The organism is Mycobacterium paraintracellulare (assembly GCF_000276825.1).
GTDB classification, from domain to species: Bacteria; Actinomycetota; Actinomycetes; order Mycobacteriales; family Mycobacteriaceae; genus Mycobacterium; species Mycobacterium intracellulare.
Genome location: NC_016948.1, coordinates 1,259,424 through 1,274,926, shown reverse-complemented (window position 1 = coordinate 1,274,926; position 15,503 = coordinate 1,259,424). Strand labels below are relative to the sequence as shown.

The window sequence follows — 15,503 nt, the reverse complement described above, 5'->3', positions numbered from 1 at the left end:
CCGCGCGCCATAAAATCCGGCAGTGCCGATTCGATGGAACGTCCCCCAACATGCGACGGCCTCAGAGCGGCTGGATGCGGCGTTGGCCGCGGGGGGCCGGGGAGCGGCGGTGTTGGGGCCCGACGGCGTCGGCAAATCCACCTTGGCCCGCGTGGCCGCCGAGCACTTCGCCGGTCAACATCCCGACACGCTCGTCCGCTGGGTCACCGGCACCCCGACCGAACGCGCGGTGCCCTTCGGGGCCTTCAGCCACCTGGTGCAGATCGCCGACATCGGCAAGCCGGCCGCGCTGCTGCGGGCCGCGCGCGCCTCGCTGGGCGGCGACGACCTGCTGCTCGTCGTCGACGATGCCCAACACCTGGACGTGCTGTCGGCCACGCTGGTCTACCAGCTGGCGCGGGCCGGGACGGCGCGGCTGATCGTGACCGCCCGCGCCGACGCCTCCCCCGATGCGATCGCCGCGCTGTGGAGCGACGGCCTGCTCGACCGGATGGATATCGAGCCGCCCGGCGGGACGACGCCGCCCGCGGAGGTCGACGCCTTCCTCGCCGAGTTGCCCGCGCCGGCCCGGTCGGTGCTGGAGTATCTCGCCGTGTGCGAGCCGCTGTCGCTCGCCGACCTGACCGTCCTGGCCGGCGACGGCGCGGTGGCCGAGGCGGTCAGGTGGGGCGCCGCCGAGACCCGGGTGCGGGGCGGGGCCTCCGAGGACCCCGTCGTCTACACGGCCCACCCGCTGTTCGCCGAGCGGACGCTGGCCGCGCTGGACCCCGACGACGCGCGACAACGGCGCACCGAGCTGGTCACGTTGCTGTCGCAGCGTCCATCCGAGCATCTCAGCGACCGGCTGCGGCTGATGTCGTTGGCGCGAGACAGCGACGCGCGCCAACGGCCCGCCGACGTCGTCGCCGCCGCGCAGCAGGCGCTGAGGCTGGGTGACATGGCGCTGGGCGAGCGGCTGGCCCGCTCGGCGCTCGAGCGCTCCGGCGGGCTGGCCGCGCGGCTCGCGCTCGCGCACGCGCTGGGCTGGCAGGGCCGCGGCCGCGAGGCCGATGCGCTGTTGGCCGACGTCGACTCCGCCGGGTTGACCGAAGCCGCCCTGATGGAGTGGGCGTTGCTGCGGGCGGCGAACCAGTTCTGGATTCTGAGCGAGCCCGAGCGTGCGACGGCGTTCTTGCGGACCGTCCGCAATCGCGTCGCAGATGCCGGGCCGCGGACCACGCTGGACGCGCTTAGCGCGACCTTCGCGATGAACGCGGGCAACGTCGGGCACGCGGTCAAGGTCGCCGAGGAGGTGCTGGCCTCGGCGTCGGCCGACGACCAGGCGGTGGCCTGGGCCGGCAGCGCGGCCGCGTTGTGCGCGGCGCGGCAGGGCCGGTTCGGTGACGTCGAGCCGTTGGCGCAGCGCGCCCTGGGAGCCGAACATCCCGGGTTGCTGCGCTTCACCATCGGGCTGGGCCAGACGACCACGTTGTTGATGGCGGGCAGGCTCGAGGAGGCCCGCCAATTGGCCCGGCAGTTCACCGATTTCGCCGAACTGCAGCAGCCGGGCCGCGCGATCGGCGAGGTGCTGCTGGCGCATGTGCTGCTTGCCGGCGGCGAATTCGCCTCCGCAGCAGACATTTTGATCCCGGCGACCGCCACTCTGGAGCGCACCGGCTATTCGTGGGGGCCGCTGTCGCTGACGCTGCTGGCCACGGCGCTGTCCCAGCTCGGAGATACCGCTGCCGCGGCAAAAGCGTTGAGCAGGGCCGAATCCCGGCACGGAACCAAGTCGGCGTTGTTCGCCCCCGAGCTCGGGGTGGCGCGCGCGTGGCGGCTGGCGTTGCTGCGCGACTCGCACGGCGCGGTGGCCGCCGCGCGCGAGGCCGCCCGCGCGGCCGAGCGCGGCGGGCAGCGGGCCGTGGCGGTGCGCGTCTGGCACGAGGCCGTGCGGTTGGGCGACAGCCGGGCCGGCGATCCGTTGGCCCGGCTCTGCGACGAGATCGATTGTGTCGTGGGCAGAATCGCGTTGGCCCACGCCCGCGCGCTCACCGCGGGCGATGCCGAGGCGTTGCGGGCGGTGTCGGACGAGCTGACGTCGATCGGGATGCACGCGGCCGCCGCCGACGCCGCCGCGCAGGCTCGGCGCTGCGGCGGCTAGCCGCCCAGGTAGCGGCGCAGCATGTCCACCGCCGCGGTGATGTTGGCGACCGCCACGCGTTCGTCGCGCCGGTGCGCCAAATTCGGGTCGCCGGGGCCGAAGTTGACCGCCGGTATACCCAGCGCGGCGAACCGCGCGACGTCGGTCCAGCCGTACTTGGCCCGCACGTTACCGCCCGCCGCCTCGACCAACGCCTTGGCGGCGGGCTGGGACAGCCCGGGCATCGCCCCGGCCGCGGCGTCGGTCTGTTCGATGTGCACGTCCAGTCCGGCGAGCACGTCGTGCACGTGTTGCAGCGCGTCGGGCACCGACCGGTCCGGGGCAAAGCGGAAGTTGACCGTCACCGCGGCAGCATCGGGAATGACGTTGCCCGCCACCCCGCCGTCGATGCGCACGGCCGACAAGCCCTCGCGGTACGTGCAGCCATCGATGTCCACGCTGCGTGCCTCGTACGCGGCCAGCCGTTCGAGCACGGCACCCAGTTTGTGAATAGCGTTGTCCCCCAACCAGGATCGCGCCGAGTGGGCGCGGGTCCCGGCGGCGCTGACGACCACGCGCAGGGTGCCCTGGCAACCGGCTTCGATGTAGCCGCCCGTCGGTTCGCCCAGGATGGCCACGTCGGCGGCCAGCCAGTCCGGCAGTTCCCGTTCGATGCGGCCCAAACCGTTTGCCGCCGCGTCGATTTCCTCGCAGTCGTACATCACCACCGTCAGATCGTGCACGGGTTCGGCGACGGTGGCGGCGAGATGGAGGAACACGGCGTCCCCGGATTTCATGTCGGCGGTGCCGCAGCCGTGCAGCTCGCCGCCCTCGTGACGGCTGGGCAGGTTTCCGGCCACCGGGACGGTGTCCAGGTGGCCGGCCAGCAGCACCCGCGACGGCCGCTGGTGTCGGGTTCGCGCCAACACGGCGTTGCCGTTGCGGACGACCTCGAAGCCGGAGGTCTGCGCGCGCAGCGCTGCCTCGACCTCGTCGGCCAGGCGCGCCTCGTTCCTCGATTCGCTGGGGATGTCGACCAGCGCCGCGGTCAGCGCGATCGGATCCCCGCGTAAGTCCAGCACGGTCTCAGGGTAGTGGCGATCGCAAGCGCGGCGGAGCCGGGCGCAGCGGGTCGCCACCATCAACACCCAGTGGCGATCGCAAGCGCGGCGGAGCCGGGCGCAGCGGGTCGCCACCATCAACACCCGTGGGTGACCGTGATGGCGAGCCGCCGGACGCAGCGGCTACACGAGCAACCGCGTGGGCATCACCGTCGGCTTGACCCCGTAACGCGGGCCCATGCCGTAGCCGCCGCGCCCGGCCGAGGCCACCGCCGGCATGCCCGTCGCCCACGTCGTGCGCGGCTCTTCAACCGGCGCGGTCCACCCCGAACTCACAGGCGTCGCGGCGGCAGGCGCGGGCGTGGCCGCGGACCACGCGGCGGGCGTCGACAAGCCGCCGACCGGTGATGCCGACGCCATGCTCGCCAGCACCGGCGCGGCGCCGACGCCCGCGGTGCTCGCCGGGGCCGCCGCGCTTACCAACATGCCGCCGCCGACCGCGCCCCCCACCTCGCCGGCCGTGCCGGTGGCCGCCGCCACGTCGAGGGTGTGGTTGTAGAGGATGTTGGACACCATGGTGTTGAACACGTTCCAGGAGACCACGTCGAAACCGGCGTTGCCGACGTTGTTCACCACCGGGTTGCCCAAGAAGCTGTCCAGCCCGCTCAGTGCCGACGGCGGGTCGGCCATCGGGGCCGCCAGTGCCCGAACCGCGTTGGGCGCGTTGGTGACGGTCTGCTGGAGGCCGCTCGTCTGCGCGCCCGTTGCCGCGGCCTGGGAGACGGCCGCGGCCTGCGCCCCCAGCCCGCCCGGGTTGTTCGTCGGCGCCGGCGAGGTCAGGGGGCTCAGCTTGGCCGCGGCCGCCGACGCCGCCGCGTAGCCATACATGGCGGCGGCATCCTGGGACCACATTTCGCCGTACTGCGCCTCGGTGGCCGCGATGGCCGCGGTGTTCTGACCCAAGACGTTCGTCGCGATCAGGGCCGCGAGTTGGGCCCTGTTCGCCGCGATCAGCGGGGGCGGGACCGTCATCGCAAATGCCGCCTCGTAGGCCGCCGCCGACGCCATGGCCTGGGAGGCCGCCTGCTGCAGCTGGGCCGCGGTGGTGTGCATCCACGTGATGTAGGGCTCGACCGCGGTGGCCATCGCGGATGAGGAGGGCCCGATCCACTCCTCGCCGGTCAGGTTAGAGATCGCCGACTGGCTGGCCGAGGCCGTCGTACTCAATTCGTCGGCGAGGCTGCTGAAGGCCGCCGCGGCGGCCATCATCGGCGCGGCCCCCGCCCCGGTGTACATGCGGAGGGAGTTGATCTCGGGGGGAAGTGCTCCAAAGTCGAAAGACATTGCGTCGCTCCTATTCTCGGTTGTGGTTCGTGGGGTGCTAGATGGCTGGCTTGGGCATGACGGTCGGCTTGACCCCGTAGCGCGGCGCGCCGAGGCCATAGCCGCCGCGTCCGCTCGTGGCCATCGACGGCAGGCCGCCCGGCACGGTCGTCACCGGCGCGGCGTGGGGCGCGGCGCTGGTAAAGCCCGCGCCGACCAACTGCGTCGGGGTGGCGTTCACCGACGGGACACCGCCGGCCGCCCAGCTGGGCGGCACCGACAACGCGCCGATCGCGGGCCCGCGGCCCATGCTCGCCAGCACCGGCGCGGCACCGACTGCGGCGGGGGCCGCGGGCGCGGGCGCTGACGCCGAGGTGAGCCCGGGAGTGAAGTTGGGAATCCCCGCGGCGCCGGTGACGGGGGCGAATTGCCCCTCCCCCAGGGTGATGAAGTCCGACGCGGCGGCACCGACGTTCTGGCCCCACCCGATCCCGGTCCCGAGCGTGGTGCTCCCCGCGGGCGGGGGGTCGGCCGCCGCAGTCGGTGAGGCGGCAAGCGGCGACAGCGACGAGGCGGCGGTCGTCACCCGATTCGCGGTTTCGGTCTCGCCATAGGAACCGGCGCTGGTGTCCAGGTTGTTGACCATCGTCTGGTGGATCGCCTTCGCCTGGGCGCTGACCTGCTGATACCAGGCGCCGTAGGCGGAAAACTGCGCGGCCTGCAGCGCGGACACTTCGTCGGCCGCCGCCGGGGCGATGCTCGTGGTGGGCGCCGCGGCGGCGGCGTTTTGGGCGTCCATCGAGGAGCCGAGCGCTTCGAGCATGCTCGCCGCGGCCATCAGCGCCTCGGGGCGTGTGGTGACAAAGGACATGGTGTTCTCCTTCTCTAAACGAGCCGGCCCCTTGCGGACCCGCGCCGGTGGCTCCCCACCAGGCTCAGGACGTGACCAGCCGATCCCCGGGACCGAGGTACCCCGAAACGGCCGAGTTCACGCGGTTGACCTGGTAAGACGGTGGGCCTCGACACCCGCAGCGCAGCGGCTGCGCAGCGAGGGCCTCCGAATCACGTTGCGCGGGCCAGCGTTTCACAGGCGGCGGCGCACTCCGTGTATTTCGCGGCGCCCCGGGTCCGCGTTGCCGTGCAGGGTGGACGGACCTACGCAACCACCCAGGAAGTAACCTGACCGCCGTGACTGGAGCTGCAGGTATCGGGCTGGCAACGCTGGCCGCCGACGGATCGATCCTCGACACATGGTTTCCCGCACCGGAACTGACCGAGTCGGGCGCGAGTGCCACGTCGCGACTCGCGCTGTCCGACGTTCCCCCCGAGCTGACCGCATTGATCGGCCGGGACGACGACCGCGGCACCGAGACCGTCGCCGTGCGCACGGTGATCGGCTCGCTCGACGAGGCGGCCGCCGACGCCTACGACGCCTACCTGCGGCTGCATCTGCTGTCGCACCGACTGGTGGCGCCGCACGGGCTGAACGCCGGCGGCTTCTTCGGGGTATTGACGAATGTGGTCTGGACTAATCGCGGGCCCTGCGCCGTCGAGGGGTTCGAGGCCGTGCGGGCCCGGCTGCGCCGCCACGGACCGGTCACGGTCTACGGCGTCGACAAGTTCCCGCGGATGGTCGACTACGTGTTGCCGACCGGGGTGCGCATCGCCGACGCCGACCGGGTGCGGCTCGGCGCCCACCTGGCCCCGGGGACGACGGTGATGCACGAAGGCTTCGTCAACTACAACGCCGGCACGCTGGGAGCGTCGATGGTGGAGGGCCGCATCTCGGCCGGCGTGGTGGTGGGCGACGGCTCCGATGTCGGCGGTGGGGCCTCGATCATGGGCACGCTGTCCGGCGGTGGCACCGAGGTCATTTCGATCGGCAAGCGGTGCCTGCTCGGCGCCAACGCCGGCCTGGGCATCTCACTGGGCGACGACTGCGTCGTGGAAGCCGGCCTCTATGTCACGGCGGGCACCAAGGTCATCACACCCGAGGGCAAACAGATGAAGGCGCGGGAGTTCTCCGGCGGCAATAACCTGTTGTTCCGGCGCAATTCGCTGAGCGGGGCCGTGGAGGTGGTGGCGCGCGGCGGCCAGGGCATCGCCCTCAACGAGGACCTGCACGCCAACTAACCGACGCCGAGCGCCGTGCCGTTGGTTTCGGGCAGCAGATAGGTGCACGCCAGGCTGACCGCCGTGAGGGCGGCCAGCATGAAGCCGATCGCCCAGCTGCCGTATGTCGCCTGCAGGGTCCCGGCGATCAGCGGCGGCGACGCGCTACCGACGATGCCGGCGAGGTTTTGCGCCAGCGCCGTTCCGCTGTAGCGGTAGCGGGTGGCGAACAGTTCGGGGATGAACGCCGCCGTCGGGCCGGAGCCGATCGCCGCGGCCGTGCACATGCCGACGATCGCCACCGCGTACCCCACGGGTTTGCCGGTGTTCAGCAGCGGCATCACCAGAAACGACCACAGCAGACAACAGCTCCACCCCACCAGCATGATGCGACGGCGCCCGAGCCGGTCGCACAGAGTGGCCGACACCGCCATGAACGCCATGCTCGCGACCCCGCACAGCGCGCCGACGAACCAGATGAAGTTGCGCGAATACCCCAGGTGGGAGTGCGCGTACATGGCCAGATAGGTGTGGGCCATGTAAATGAACCCCAACGCGCCGAGGATGCTGCCCGCGGCCAGCGCGATCTCACGGCGCTGCAGCCGCAGCAGCTCCGCGAGCGGGGTTTTGGGGATCAGCTGGCGCGCCTTCTCCTCCGCGAACACCGGGGTCTCCTCGATGTTCAGGCGCACATACAGCGCGAGCCCGACCAACACCGCGCTGAGCAAAAACGGCACCCGCCATCCCCACTGCAGGAACGCCGCACTGCCCTCGCCGATGGTGAGGTTGACCGCGAGAAAGGTCGCACTGCTCAGCACGGCCGCGATGCCGCCGCCCATCAAGGTGAACACGCCGTATCGGCCGCGCCGGTCGGCCGGGGCGTATTCGGCGCTCAGCAACGCCGACCCCGCCCATTCGCCGCCGACGGCGAACCCTTGCAGCAGCCGAAGCGCGACCAAGATCAGCGGCGCCGCGGCACCGATCACCCCGGAGCTGGGGACCAGGCCGACGCACACCGTTGACACGCCCATGATCAGCAGCGTGGCGACCAGGGTCTTCTTGCGCCCCAGCCGATCCCCGAAGTATCCGAACACGGCCGCGCCGAGGGGCCGGGACAGAAAAGCCGTCGCGAACGTCCCCATCGAGGCGATCGTGGCTCCGGAGGGGCTGAGGTGCGGGAAGAACACCATCGGGAACACCAGTGCCGCCGCGGTGCCATAGATCATGAAGTCGTAGAACTCGATCGCCGAGCCCACGAGGCAGGCGACGGCGATCCGCCGCATCGGCGTGGGCGCGGTTACGACGGTCGCGGCGGCGCCGGCGGGGGGTACGTTCCGTCCTTGCACCGTTACGACGGTACCTGCCGCCGCTCGGACCGCGGGCGTAACGGGACTGCGAAGAATCGAGCCGAAATTTTCGGTGGGGTTGCGCTCGCGCGCAAGGCGCTCAGCCGTCGGACAGCAGCTCCTTTTTGAGGACCTTACCCATGGCGTTGCGGGGCAGCGTGTCGACGACGCGCACCTCGCGTGGCCGCTTGTGCACCGAAAGTTGTTGCGCGACATAGTCGATCAGTTCGTCGCCGTTGGCGGATCCGACGATGTAGGCGACGATGCGCTGACCGAGGTCCGCGTCGGGCATCCCGACCACCGCGGCCTCCTGCACGCCCGGATGACCGAGCAGCACCGTCTCGATCTCGCCCGCACCGATGCGGTAGCCGCCGGACTTGATCAGGTCGACCGACTCGCGTCCCACGATGCGGTGCATCCCCCCGCCGTCGATGACGGCGACGTCACCGGTGCGGTACCAGCCGTCGGCGTCGAACGCCTCGGCGGTGGCGTCCGGCCGGTTCAGGTAGCCGTCGAACATCATCGGACCGCGAACGTGGAGCTTTCCCACGGTTTCGCCGTCGTGCGGCACCGCGCCGCCGTCGTCGTCGAGCACCCGGGTCTGCACCCCGGCCAGCGGCAGGCCGACCCACCCCGGTCGCCGCTCGCCGTCGGCCCGCGTCGAAATGGTGATCAGCGATTCCGAGGCGCCGTAGCGTTCGACGGGCTGGTGCCCGGTGAGGGCGGCCAACCGGTCGAACACCGGAACCGGCAGCGGTGCGCTTCCGGAGACCAGCAGCCGCGCCGGGCCCAGCGCCCGGGCGGCCGCCTCGTCGGCGCCGACCCGCGACCACACGGTGGGCACGCCGAAAAACAGCGTGCCGCCGAAGTCGGTGCGGGCCTGGGCGTAGCCCTCCGGCGTCGGCTTCCCGGTGTGGATGAAGCGGTTCCCGACCCGCAACGAGCCGAGCAGGCCCAGCACCAGGCCGTGCACGTGAAAGAGCGGCAAGCCGTGCACCAGGAGGTCGTCGGCCGTCCATTGCCAGGCTTGCGCCAGCGCGTCGAGGTCGGCGGCGATCGCGCGCCGGCTCAGCACCACCCCTTTGGGCAACCCGGTGGTGCCCGAGGTGTAGATGATCATCGCGGTGGCGTCCGGCGAGGGTTCGGGATAGCGGTGCCAGGAGCGGGCGTGCAGCCGCACCGGGATGTGCGGCAGCCCCTCGGGCGCCGAGTCTTTTGGGGGCGCTGCCCCAAGCCAGGCCTGGGCTCCCGAGTCCGTGAGCATGTGGCGGCGTTCGGCGGCGCCGACGTCGGCGGGCACCGGGACGAAGGGCACACCCGCGATCAGGCAGCCGGTGACGGCCAGCACCGTCGCGGCGGTCGGCGCGGCCAGGATGGCGACGCGGCCCGCGCCGCCCACCCGTTCGGCCACCGACGTCGCGGCTCCGGCGAGGTCGCTGCGGCTGAGCACGGTGCCGTCGATGCGCACCGCGTCGGCGACATCGGTGGCGGTCAGGACCGAGGGATCAAGGGACGCCAGCAGCACGTCAGCAGGCTACCCGGCGCCGGACGAGGTCAGCCCCGCTCGTCCCAGATCTTCATCAGGGTGGACAGGATCTCCTCACCGCGCCCCAGCCCGCCGAGGTGGCTTTCGCCCGGGAGCACGATCAGCTCGCAGTCGGGCAGCCTGGCCACGACGTGCTCGCCGTGGGCGAACGGCACGATGTGGTCGCTGTCGCCGTGCCACCAGCGCACCGGGACCTTGACCTCGTCGAGCCGGAATCCCCAGTCCCGGGTGAACAGGATGATGTCGTTGAACGGGGCCGCCAGCTGCTTGCGGCTGCCGTTGAGCAGGTCGTCGAGGAACATGGCCCCGAACTCGGGCCGGGTCAGCAGGCGCCGGTCGCCCTCGGGCGATATCGCGGCATACAAAAACAGCGCGGGGTTCGCGACCGGGCGGATCGCCCGGACCACCAGGCTCGCACCGATCCGCAGCGGGTCACCGCCCAGCCGCAGCAGCGGCGCCACCCGCTTGCCCAGATTCATCAGGCCGCTGGTGATCCCCTCGTCGCCGAGGAAGGGCGCGACGCCGCCGAGGATGCCGGCGGCGACGACGCGATCGGACAACACCGCGCCCGAGGCGAGCGCGTACGGACCGCCGCCGGACAGGCCGATGACGGCCATCTTGTCGATGCCGAGCGTGTCCGCGATGGTCCGCAGGTCCTCGGCGAACGCGCGAATGTTCTCGTACCGATGTGGTGTCGACGAGCCGATCCCGGGGCGGTCCAGGCCGATCAGCCGGATCTTGTGGTTCTCGGCGTACAGGCGGGCCTCGGTGGGGATCTGGCGGCGCGCGCCGGGGGTGCCGTGCAGCCAGAAGACCGCGCGGCCCTGCGGGTCACCGAATTCGGCGAAGCCGATCTGGCGGTCTTCGCCGACGGCGACGTTTCCTTCGAGTTTGGGGCGGGCGATCTCGATGGCCATGTCAGCAGCTTGGCATGGGACGCACGGTTTACCAAAGGTGGACCGGGCCGGCGCCCGGCGGGCCCGACGTTAAGGCATCATGTCGGCGTCGGATGTGCCTCTGGCGCAGGGCATTTCGTGGAGCGGAGCCCGTCACGCGGGGACGCCGACGGCCATCGGCTCCATGTACTGGTGTAGCCCGCCGATGCCGCCGCCCTCGCGGCCCAGCCCGCTGAGTTTGAAGCCGCCGAACGGCGCGCCGCCCGGGCCGCAGCCGTTGACCGCGATCTGTCCGGTGCGGATGCGGCGTGCGACGCCGACGGCGCGGTCGACGTCGCCGCCCCACACCGCCCCGGAGAGGCCGTATTGCGAATTGTTCGCGATGGCGACGGCGTCGTCGTCGTCGCGGTAGCGCAGCACCGTCAACACCGGACCGAACACTTCCTCTTGCGCGATGGTCGAATTCGGCTCGACATCGGACAGAATCGTCGGTTCGAAGTAGAACCCGATGTCCAAGCCGGCCGGACGGCCGCCGCCGGTCACCAGCTTCGCCCCGTCGTCGAGCGCACCGGCGACGTGGGCCTCGACCCGGTCGCGCTGCGCCGCGCTGATCAGCGGGCCCATCTGAACGTCGGGATCGGTGGGATCGCCCACCTTGACTTCGCGCGCCAGCGCGGCGAGCCGGTCGACGACGTCGTCGTGTAGCGAGTCCGGCAGCAGCAGCCGGCTGTGCAGGATGCAGGCCTGTCCGGCGTGCAGCGAGCAGCAGTCGAACAGCATCTGCTGCAGCATCTCGTCGGTGACCTGCGCGTCGTCCAGGACGATGCTGGCGGACTTGCCGCCGAGCTCGAGCAGGATCCGCTTCATCGTGTCGCCGGCGGCGGACATGACCTGGCGGCCGACCACCGAGCTGCCGGTGAAGCTCACCATGTCGATCCGCGGATCGGTGGTCAGCAACTTGGCCGCCTCGACCCCGGAGGGGGTGACGACATTGACCACGCCCGGCGGGATATCGGTGTGTTCGTCGATGATCCGCGCGAGCGCCAGCCCGGCCAGCGGGGTCAGCGGCGAGGGCTTGAGCACGACGGTATTGCCTGCGGCCAGAGCATGATTCAGCTTCATCACGTTGAGGCAGTGCGGGAAGTTCCACGGGGTCAACACCGACACGACACCCAGGGGTTCATGGCGCAGCAACGTGGTGCCGGCGCCCATCCCGGTGACCGCTTCGTCCTTCAACTGGGTGGCCAGCTGGGCGGCGTGCATCGACATGAAGCCGGCGCCGTCGATCTGCATGAGGCGTTCGTTCGCAACGCAGCCCCACTCCACCTGGGACAGCGCGAAGAAGTCATCGGCGTGTTTGCTCAGCGCCTCACCCAACTGGTTGAGGCACCCGGCGCGCTCCTCGGCGCTCATGGTGCGCCAGGGTCCGCTGTCGAACGCGCGGCGCGCGGCGGCGATCGCCTCACCGACCTGGGCGATGCTGGCGTCGGGCGCGGTGGCGATCACGTCCTCGGTGGACGGAGAGATGTCGTCATAGCGGCCGTCCTGCGGCTCGACCCAGTCGCCGTCGATGTAGAGCGGATAGGACTGAACAAGGGCGGGCGAATCGGCCATGTGCTTCCTCCGGTCATCTGATCACTTGGTGTACCCGTCCCAGCGGCCGCCGTCAATCGTCATTTGCATGAATTCCGGAGCTCCTCGCGCACTTTGCTGTTGTATTGACACCATGCGACGGCGCAGAGTACACACAACTCGCGAGACAGATCGCATCAATCTGTCGGATCAAGGTGTTCTGCGAGAGGGGCTTGCTACGTGACCGACCCAGAATCCGTCAGCGCCAAGGTGCGGGCCCTCGTCGGGCAGCCGACCGGCGGCACCGGGAAGCCCTCGGTGGCGCCGGACCCGGTGAACCAGCCGATGATCCGGCACTGGGCGTACGCGATGGCCGACATGAACCCGGTGTACCTCGACCCGGAGTTCGCGGCCTCGTCCCGGTTCGGCGGCATCGTGTCGCCACCGGTGATGCTGCAGACGTGGACGATGCCATCGCCGATACTGGAGGGAATCGGCGAACGGGGCGGGGCGCCGATCGAGATCAAAAGCAACCCAACGGAATTCCTCGACGAGGCCGGCTACACCAGCACAGTGGCGACCAATTCGGAGTTCGAGATCGAACGTTACCCTCGGCTGGGCGATGTGATCAGCGCGACGACGGTCTACGAATCGGTCTCCGACGAGAAGAAGACGGCGCTGGGCACCGGTTTCTTCCTGACGTGGCTGACCACCTACACCGACCAGAACGGCGAAGTGTTGGGGCGGCAGCGATTCCGGGTGCTGCGATTCAGGCCGGCGAACTGATGGCGGCCCGTCTGGCGCCGGCGGTCACCCCGGACACCGAATTCTTCTGGAATGGATTGCGGGAGAACAAGCTCCTGATTCAGCGATGCGGTGGCTGCGGGGAGCTCCGGCACCCGCCCCGGCCAATGTGCCCGCACTGCCGTTCTCTCGAGTGGGACACGATCGAGGCCTCCGGCCTCGGCACGGTGTACAGCTACGTGATGCCACACGAACCCAAGTTTCCGTTCTTCGACTATCCCTACGTCGTCGCGCTGGTGGAACTCGAGGAGGGGGTGCGGCTGGTGTCCAACCTGACCGGCATCGATCCCCCCGACGTGACAACCGGATTGGCGGTACAGGTCTACTACCAGACGTTCGACGACGGCCTCGTGTTGCATCAATTCCGGCCCCGCGGTCGGTCAGCGCGCCTTGACGCAATCGATTCGGAAGGACAGGCATGACGACCACCGCGAACCGCACTTTGCAGTGGCGGGACATTTCGGTCGGTGACGAGGTCACGCCCCTGGAAATCCCGATCACCACCACGATGATCGTTGCCGGCGCGATCGCCACCCGTGACTTCATGCCCGTGCATCACGACCGTGACTACGCCAAGCAGCAGGGTTCGCCGAACTTGTTCATGAACATCCTGACCACCAACGGCTATTGCGTACGCTTCCTCACCGATTGGGCGGGGCCCGAGGCGATGGTCAAGAACCTGTCGATTCGCCTGGGCGTGCCGTGCTTTCCGGACGATCCACTGCGGTTCACCGGCAGCGTCACCGGAAAGCGTGAAGGCTCGGGGGGCGAGAACTTCGTCGAGGTGACCTTCGCGGGGGCCAACAGCCTGGGCGACCACGTCTCCGGCACCGCGGTGCTCAGCCTGCTCGACGGGCTGGGCGCATGAGCCGGACGCTGCCGGGCGCGGCGGCCATCGTGGGGATCGGTCAGACGGAGTTCTCCAAGGAATCCGGGCGCAGCGAACTGCAATTGGCGTGCGAGGCGGTCAGCGCCGCACTGGATGACGCCGGCCTGACGCCCGGCGACGTCGACGGCATGGTCACGTTCACCATGGATTCCAGCGACGAGATCGACATCGCCCGCAACGTGGGCATCGGCGATCTGAGCTTCTTCTCCCGCGTGCACCACGGCGGGGGCGCCGCCGCCGGCACCGTGGTGCACGCGGCGATGGCGGTCGCCACGGGCGTGGCCGATGTGGTGGTGTGCTGGCGTGCCTTCAACGAACGTTCCGGGTTCCGGTTCGGCGGCAGTGGGCGCAGCATGGCCGAAACCCCGTTGTTCATGGCGCATTACGCGCCGTTCGGGCTGCTCACTCCCGCGGCCTGGGTCGCGATGCACGCCCAGCGGTACATGTCGACGTACGGCGTCACCAACGAGGACTTCGGCCGGATCGCCGTCGTCGACCGAAAGCATGCGGCGACAAACCCCGACGCCTGGTTCTACGAGCGTCCGATCACGTTGGAAGATCATCAGAATTCGCGCTGGATCGTCGAACCTGTGCTGCGGTTGCTGGACTGCTGCCAGGAGAGCGACGGCGGTGTCGCGCTCGTCGTCACCAGCGCCGAACGCGCCCGCGACCTACGGCAGCCCCCGGCGGTCATCACCGCGGCCGCGCAGGGCGCGGCCTACAACGGCGAGATGATGACGAGCTACTACCGCGACGACATCACCGGTCTGCCCGAGATGGGGGTGGTGGCCCGCCAGCTGTGGCGCGATTCGGGTCTCAAGCCGCAAGACATCCAAACCGCCTTCATCTACGACCATTTCACGCCGTTCGTGTTCACCCAGCTCGAGGAACTGGGCTTCTGCGGGCGCGGCGAGGCCAAGGACTTCGCCACCGTCGAGCGACTGTCGTTGGGCGGCGATCTTCCGATCAACACCAACGGCGGCCTGTTGGGTGAGGCGTACATCCACGGGATGAACGGGATCACCGAGGGGGTGCGCCAGGTCCGCGGCACCTCGCACAACCAGGTCGACAACGTCGAGCACGTTCTGGTCACCTCCGGAACCGGCGTGCCCACCAGTGGGCTGATCCTCGCGCCGGCGGGTTGAGGGGGCATCGGTCTTGTGACGACTCAACCGGCCCAGGCCGCAGACACCCGCGAGCTCATCGTCGAATCGGCGTTCACGTGTTTCGGCAAGCAGGGATTGGACAAGGCGACGATCGTCGACATCGCCAAGCAAGCGAGGGTATCCCGCAGCACCATCTATGAATACTTCAGCGACAAGGCCGCGATTGTCGAGGCGTGCGCCGAGCACGCGTCGCAGCAGTTCTACCGCGAGATGACCAAGGCGATGAGCCGCGGCAGCACGCTGGAGGACAAGCTCAGTCGCGCAGCGGTATTCGTCACTCAGGCGCGGCGGACCATTGCCTCCGAGAAGTATTTTGACGAGGAGGCGATCAGCCTGTTGTTGACCAAGGACGCCCGCGTGCTGCTGCGCGAATGCGTCGAGTTCTTCGCCCCGTACCTGTCGGCCGCCAGGCTCACGGGTGAGGTGCGCAAGGATCTCGACGTCGAGGCGGCCGGCGAGTGGTTCGCACGGATCCTGTTCTCGCTCTTCAGCACTCCGTCGTCGACCCTGGACATGGACGATCCCGACGTGGCGGCGGAGTTCGTGCGCGCCCATGTGGTGCGCGGCTTCGCCAGCGACCGGCCGCGGCCCCGCCGCGCTCAGTGACAGGGCTTTGCGTGTGAATCGTCGGCTTTGCGTGTGGATCCTCGGCGGGGATCATCGGCGTGT

General features: G+C 70.0%; 14 protein-coding genes. 7 read left to right on the top strand and 7 right to left on the bottom strand.

The genetic code is table 11. The features are described 5' to 3' along the window. The first annotated feature begins 22 nt into the window (after positions 1–22). The gene (locus OCQ_RS06185; RefSeq protein ID WP_041784835.1) at positions 23–2,140 is read left to right on the top strand and encodes an ATPase AAA; all 2,118 of its coding nucleotides are present in this window, start codon (positions 23–25) and stop codon (positions 2,138–2,140) included. Here OCQ_RS06185 and dapE read toward each other — a convergent pair. From dapE to OCQ_RS06170, 3 genes are all read right to left on the bottom strand, one after another. Continuing rightward, positions 2,137–3,201, bottom strand: a complete 1,065-nt coding sequence (gene dapE, locus OCQ_RS06180) for a succinyl-diaminopimelate desuccinylase (RefSeq protein ID WP_009956183.1) — start codon at positions 3,199–3,201, stop codon at positions 2,137–2,139. The two genes, OCQ_RS06185 and dapE, sit on opposite strands and share 4 nt — an antisense overlap. A 162-nt stretch (positions 3,202–3,363) precedes the next feature. After that, positions 3,364–4,524, bottom strand: a complete 1,161-nt coding sequence (locus OCQ_RS06175; RefSeq protein WP_020415601.1) for a PPE family protein — start codon at positions 4,522–4,524, stop codon at positions 3,364–3,366. 37 nt (positions 4,525–4,561) lie between these two features. Beyond that, positions 4,562–5,374, bottom strand: coding sequence for a PPE family protein, SVP subgroup (locus OCQ_RS06170; RefSeq protein WP_014379453.1), 813 nt, complete (start codon positions 5,372–5,374; stop codon positions 4,562–4,564). 308 nt (positions 5,375–5,682) lie between these two features. Here OCQ_RS06170 and dapD point away from each other — a divergent pair, with 308 nt between their 5' ends. Then, positions 5,683–6,636: a 2,3,4,5-tetrahydropyridine-2,6-dicarboxylate N-succinyltransferase gene (dapD, locus tag OCQ_RS06165; RefSeq protein ID WP_029385460.1), complete on the top strand. Its 954-nt coding sequence runs from the start codon at positions 5,683–5,685 to the stop codon at positions 6,634–6,636. On the opposite strand, the gene OCQ_RS06160 is transcribed toward dapD, so the two are convergent. From OCQ_RS06160 to OCQ_RS06145, 4 genes are all read right to left on the bottom strand, one after another. Further along, positions 6,633–7,898 (bottom strand): MFS transporter, encoded by a 1,266-nt coding sequence (locus OCQ_RS06160; RefSeq protein ID WP_009957210.1) that lies wholly within the window; start codon positions 7,896–7,898, stop codon positions 6,633–6,635. The genes dapD and OCQ_RS06160 overlap by 4 nt on opposite strands. A 163-nt stretch (positions 7,899–8,061) precedes the next feature. Then, positions 8,062–9,486: an acyl-CoA synthetase gene (locus OCQ_RS06155; protein WP_014384057.1), complete on the bottom strand. Its 1,425-nt coding sequence runs from the start codon at positions 9,484–9,486 to the stop codon at positions 8,062–8,064. Positions 9,487–9,515: 29 nt separating this feature from the next. Then, entirely contained in the window at positions 9,516–10,424 is a 909-nt protein-coding gene (locus OCQ_RS06150) for an alpha/beta fold hydrolase (protein WP_014379451.1), read from the bottom strand. A gap of 132 nt (positions 10,425–10,556) precedes the next feature. Beyond that, complete coding sequence (locus OCQ_RS06145) at positions 10,557–12,017, bottom strand: aldehyde dehydrogenase family protein (RefSeq protein ID WP_009957214.1); 1,461 nt, start codon at positions 12,015–12,017, stop codon at positions 10,557–10,559. A 198-nt stretch (positions 12,018–12,215) separates the two neighbouring features. Between OCQ_RS06145 and OCQ_RS06140 the strand changes: the two genes are divergently transcribed. From OCQ_RS06140 to OCQ_RS06120, 5 genes are read left to right on the top strand one after another with little or no spacing between them, the layout of a single operon-like run. Beyond that, the gene (locus tag OCQ_RS06140) at positions 12,216–12,761 is read left to right on the top strand and encodes an FAS1-like dehydratase domain-containing protein (protein ID WP_009957215.1); all 546 of its coding nucleotides are present in this window, start codon (positions 12,216–12,218) and stop codon (positions 12,759–12,761) included. Beyond that, complete coding sequence (locus OCQ_RS06135; RefSeq protein WP_014384056.1) at positions 12,761–13,201, top strand: Zn-ribbon domain-containing OB-fold protein; 441 nt, start codon at positions 12,761–12,763, stop codon at positions 13,199–13,201. The genes OCQ_RS06140 and OCQ_RS06135 overlap by 1 nt, the downstream gene beginning before the upstream one ends. After that, positions 13,198–13,647 carry a MaoC family dehydratase gene (locus OCQ_RS06130; RefSeq protein WP_014384055.1) on the top strand — a complete coding sequence of 150 codons (450 nt, stop codon included), beginning with the start codon at positions 13,198–13,200 and terminating at the stop codon, positions 13,645–13,647. Before OCQ_RS06135 ends, OCQ_RS06130 begins: the two co-directional genes overlap by 4 nt. After that, positions 13,644–14,813, top strand: coding sequence for a lipid-transfer protein (locus OCQ_RS06125; protein ID WP_014384054.1), 1,170 nt, complete (start codon positions 13,644–13,646; stop codon positions 14,811–14,813). Before OCQ_RS06130 ends, OCQ_RS06125 begins: the two co-directional genes overlap by 4 nt. Before the next feature lie 15 nt (positions 14,814–14,828). Further along, positions 14,829–15,440, top strand: coding sequence for a TetR/AcrR family transcriptional regulator (locus OCQ_RS06120; RefSeq protein ID WP_009957220.1), 612 nt, complete (start codon positions 14,829–14,831; stop codon positions 15,438–15,440). Positions 15,441–15,503 lie beyond the last annotated feature (63 nt).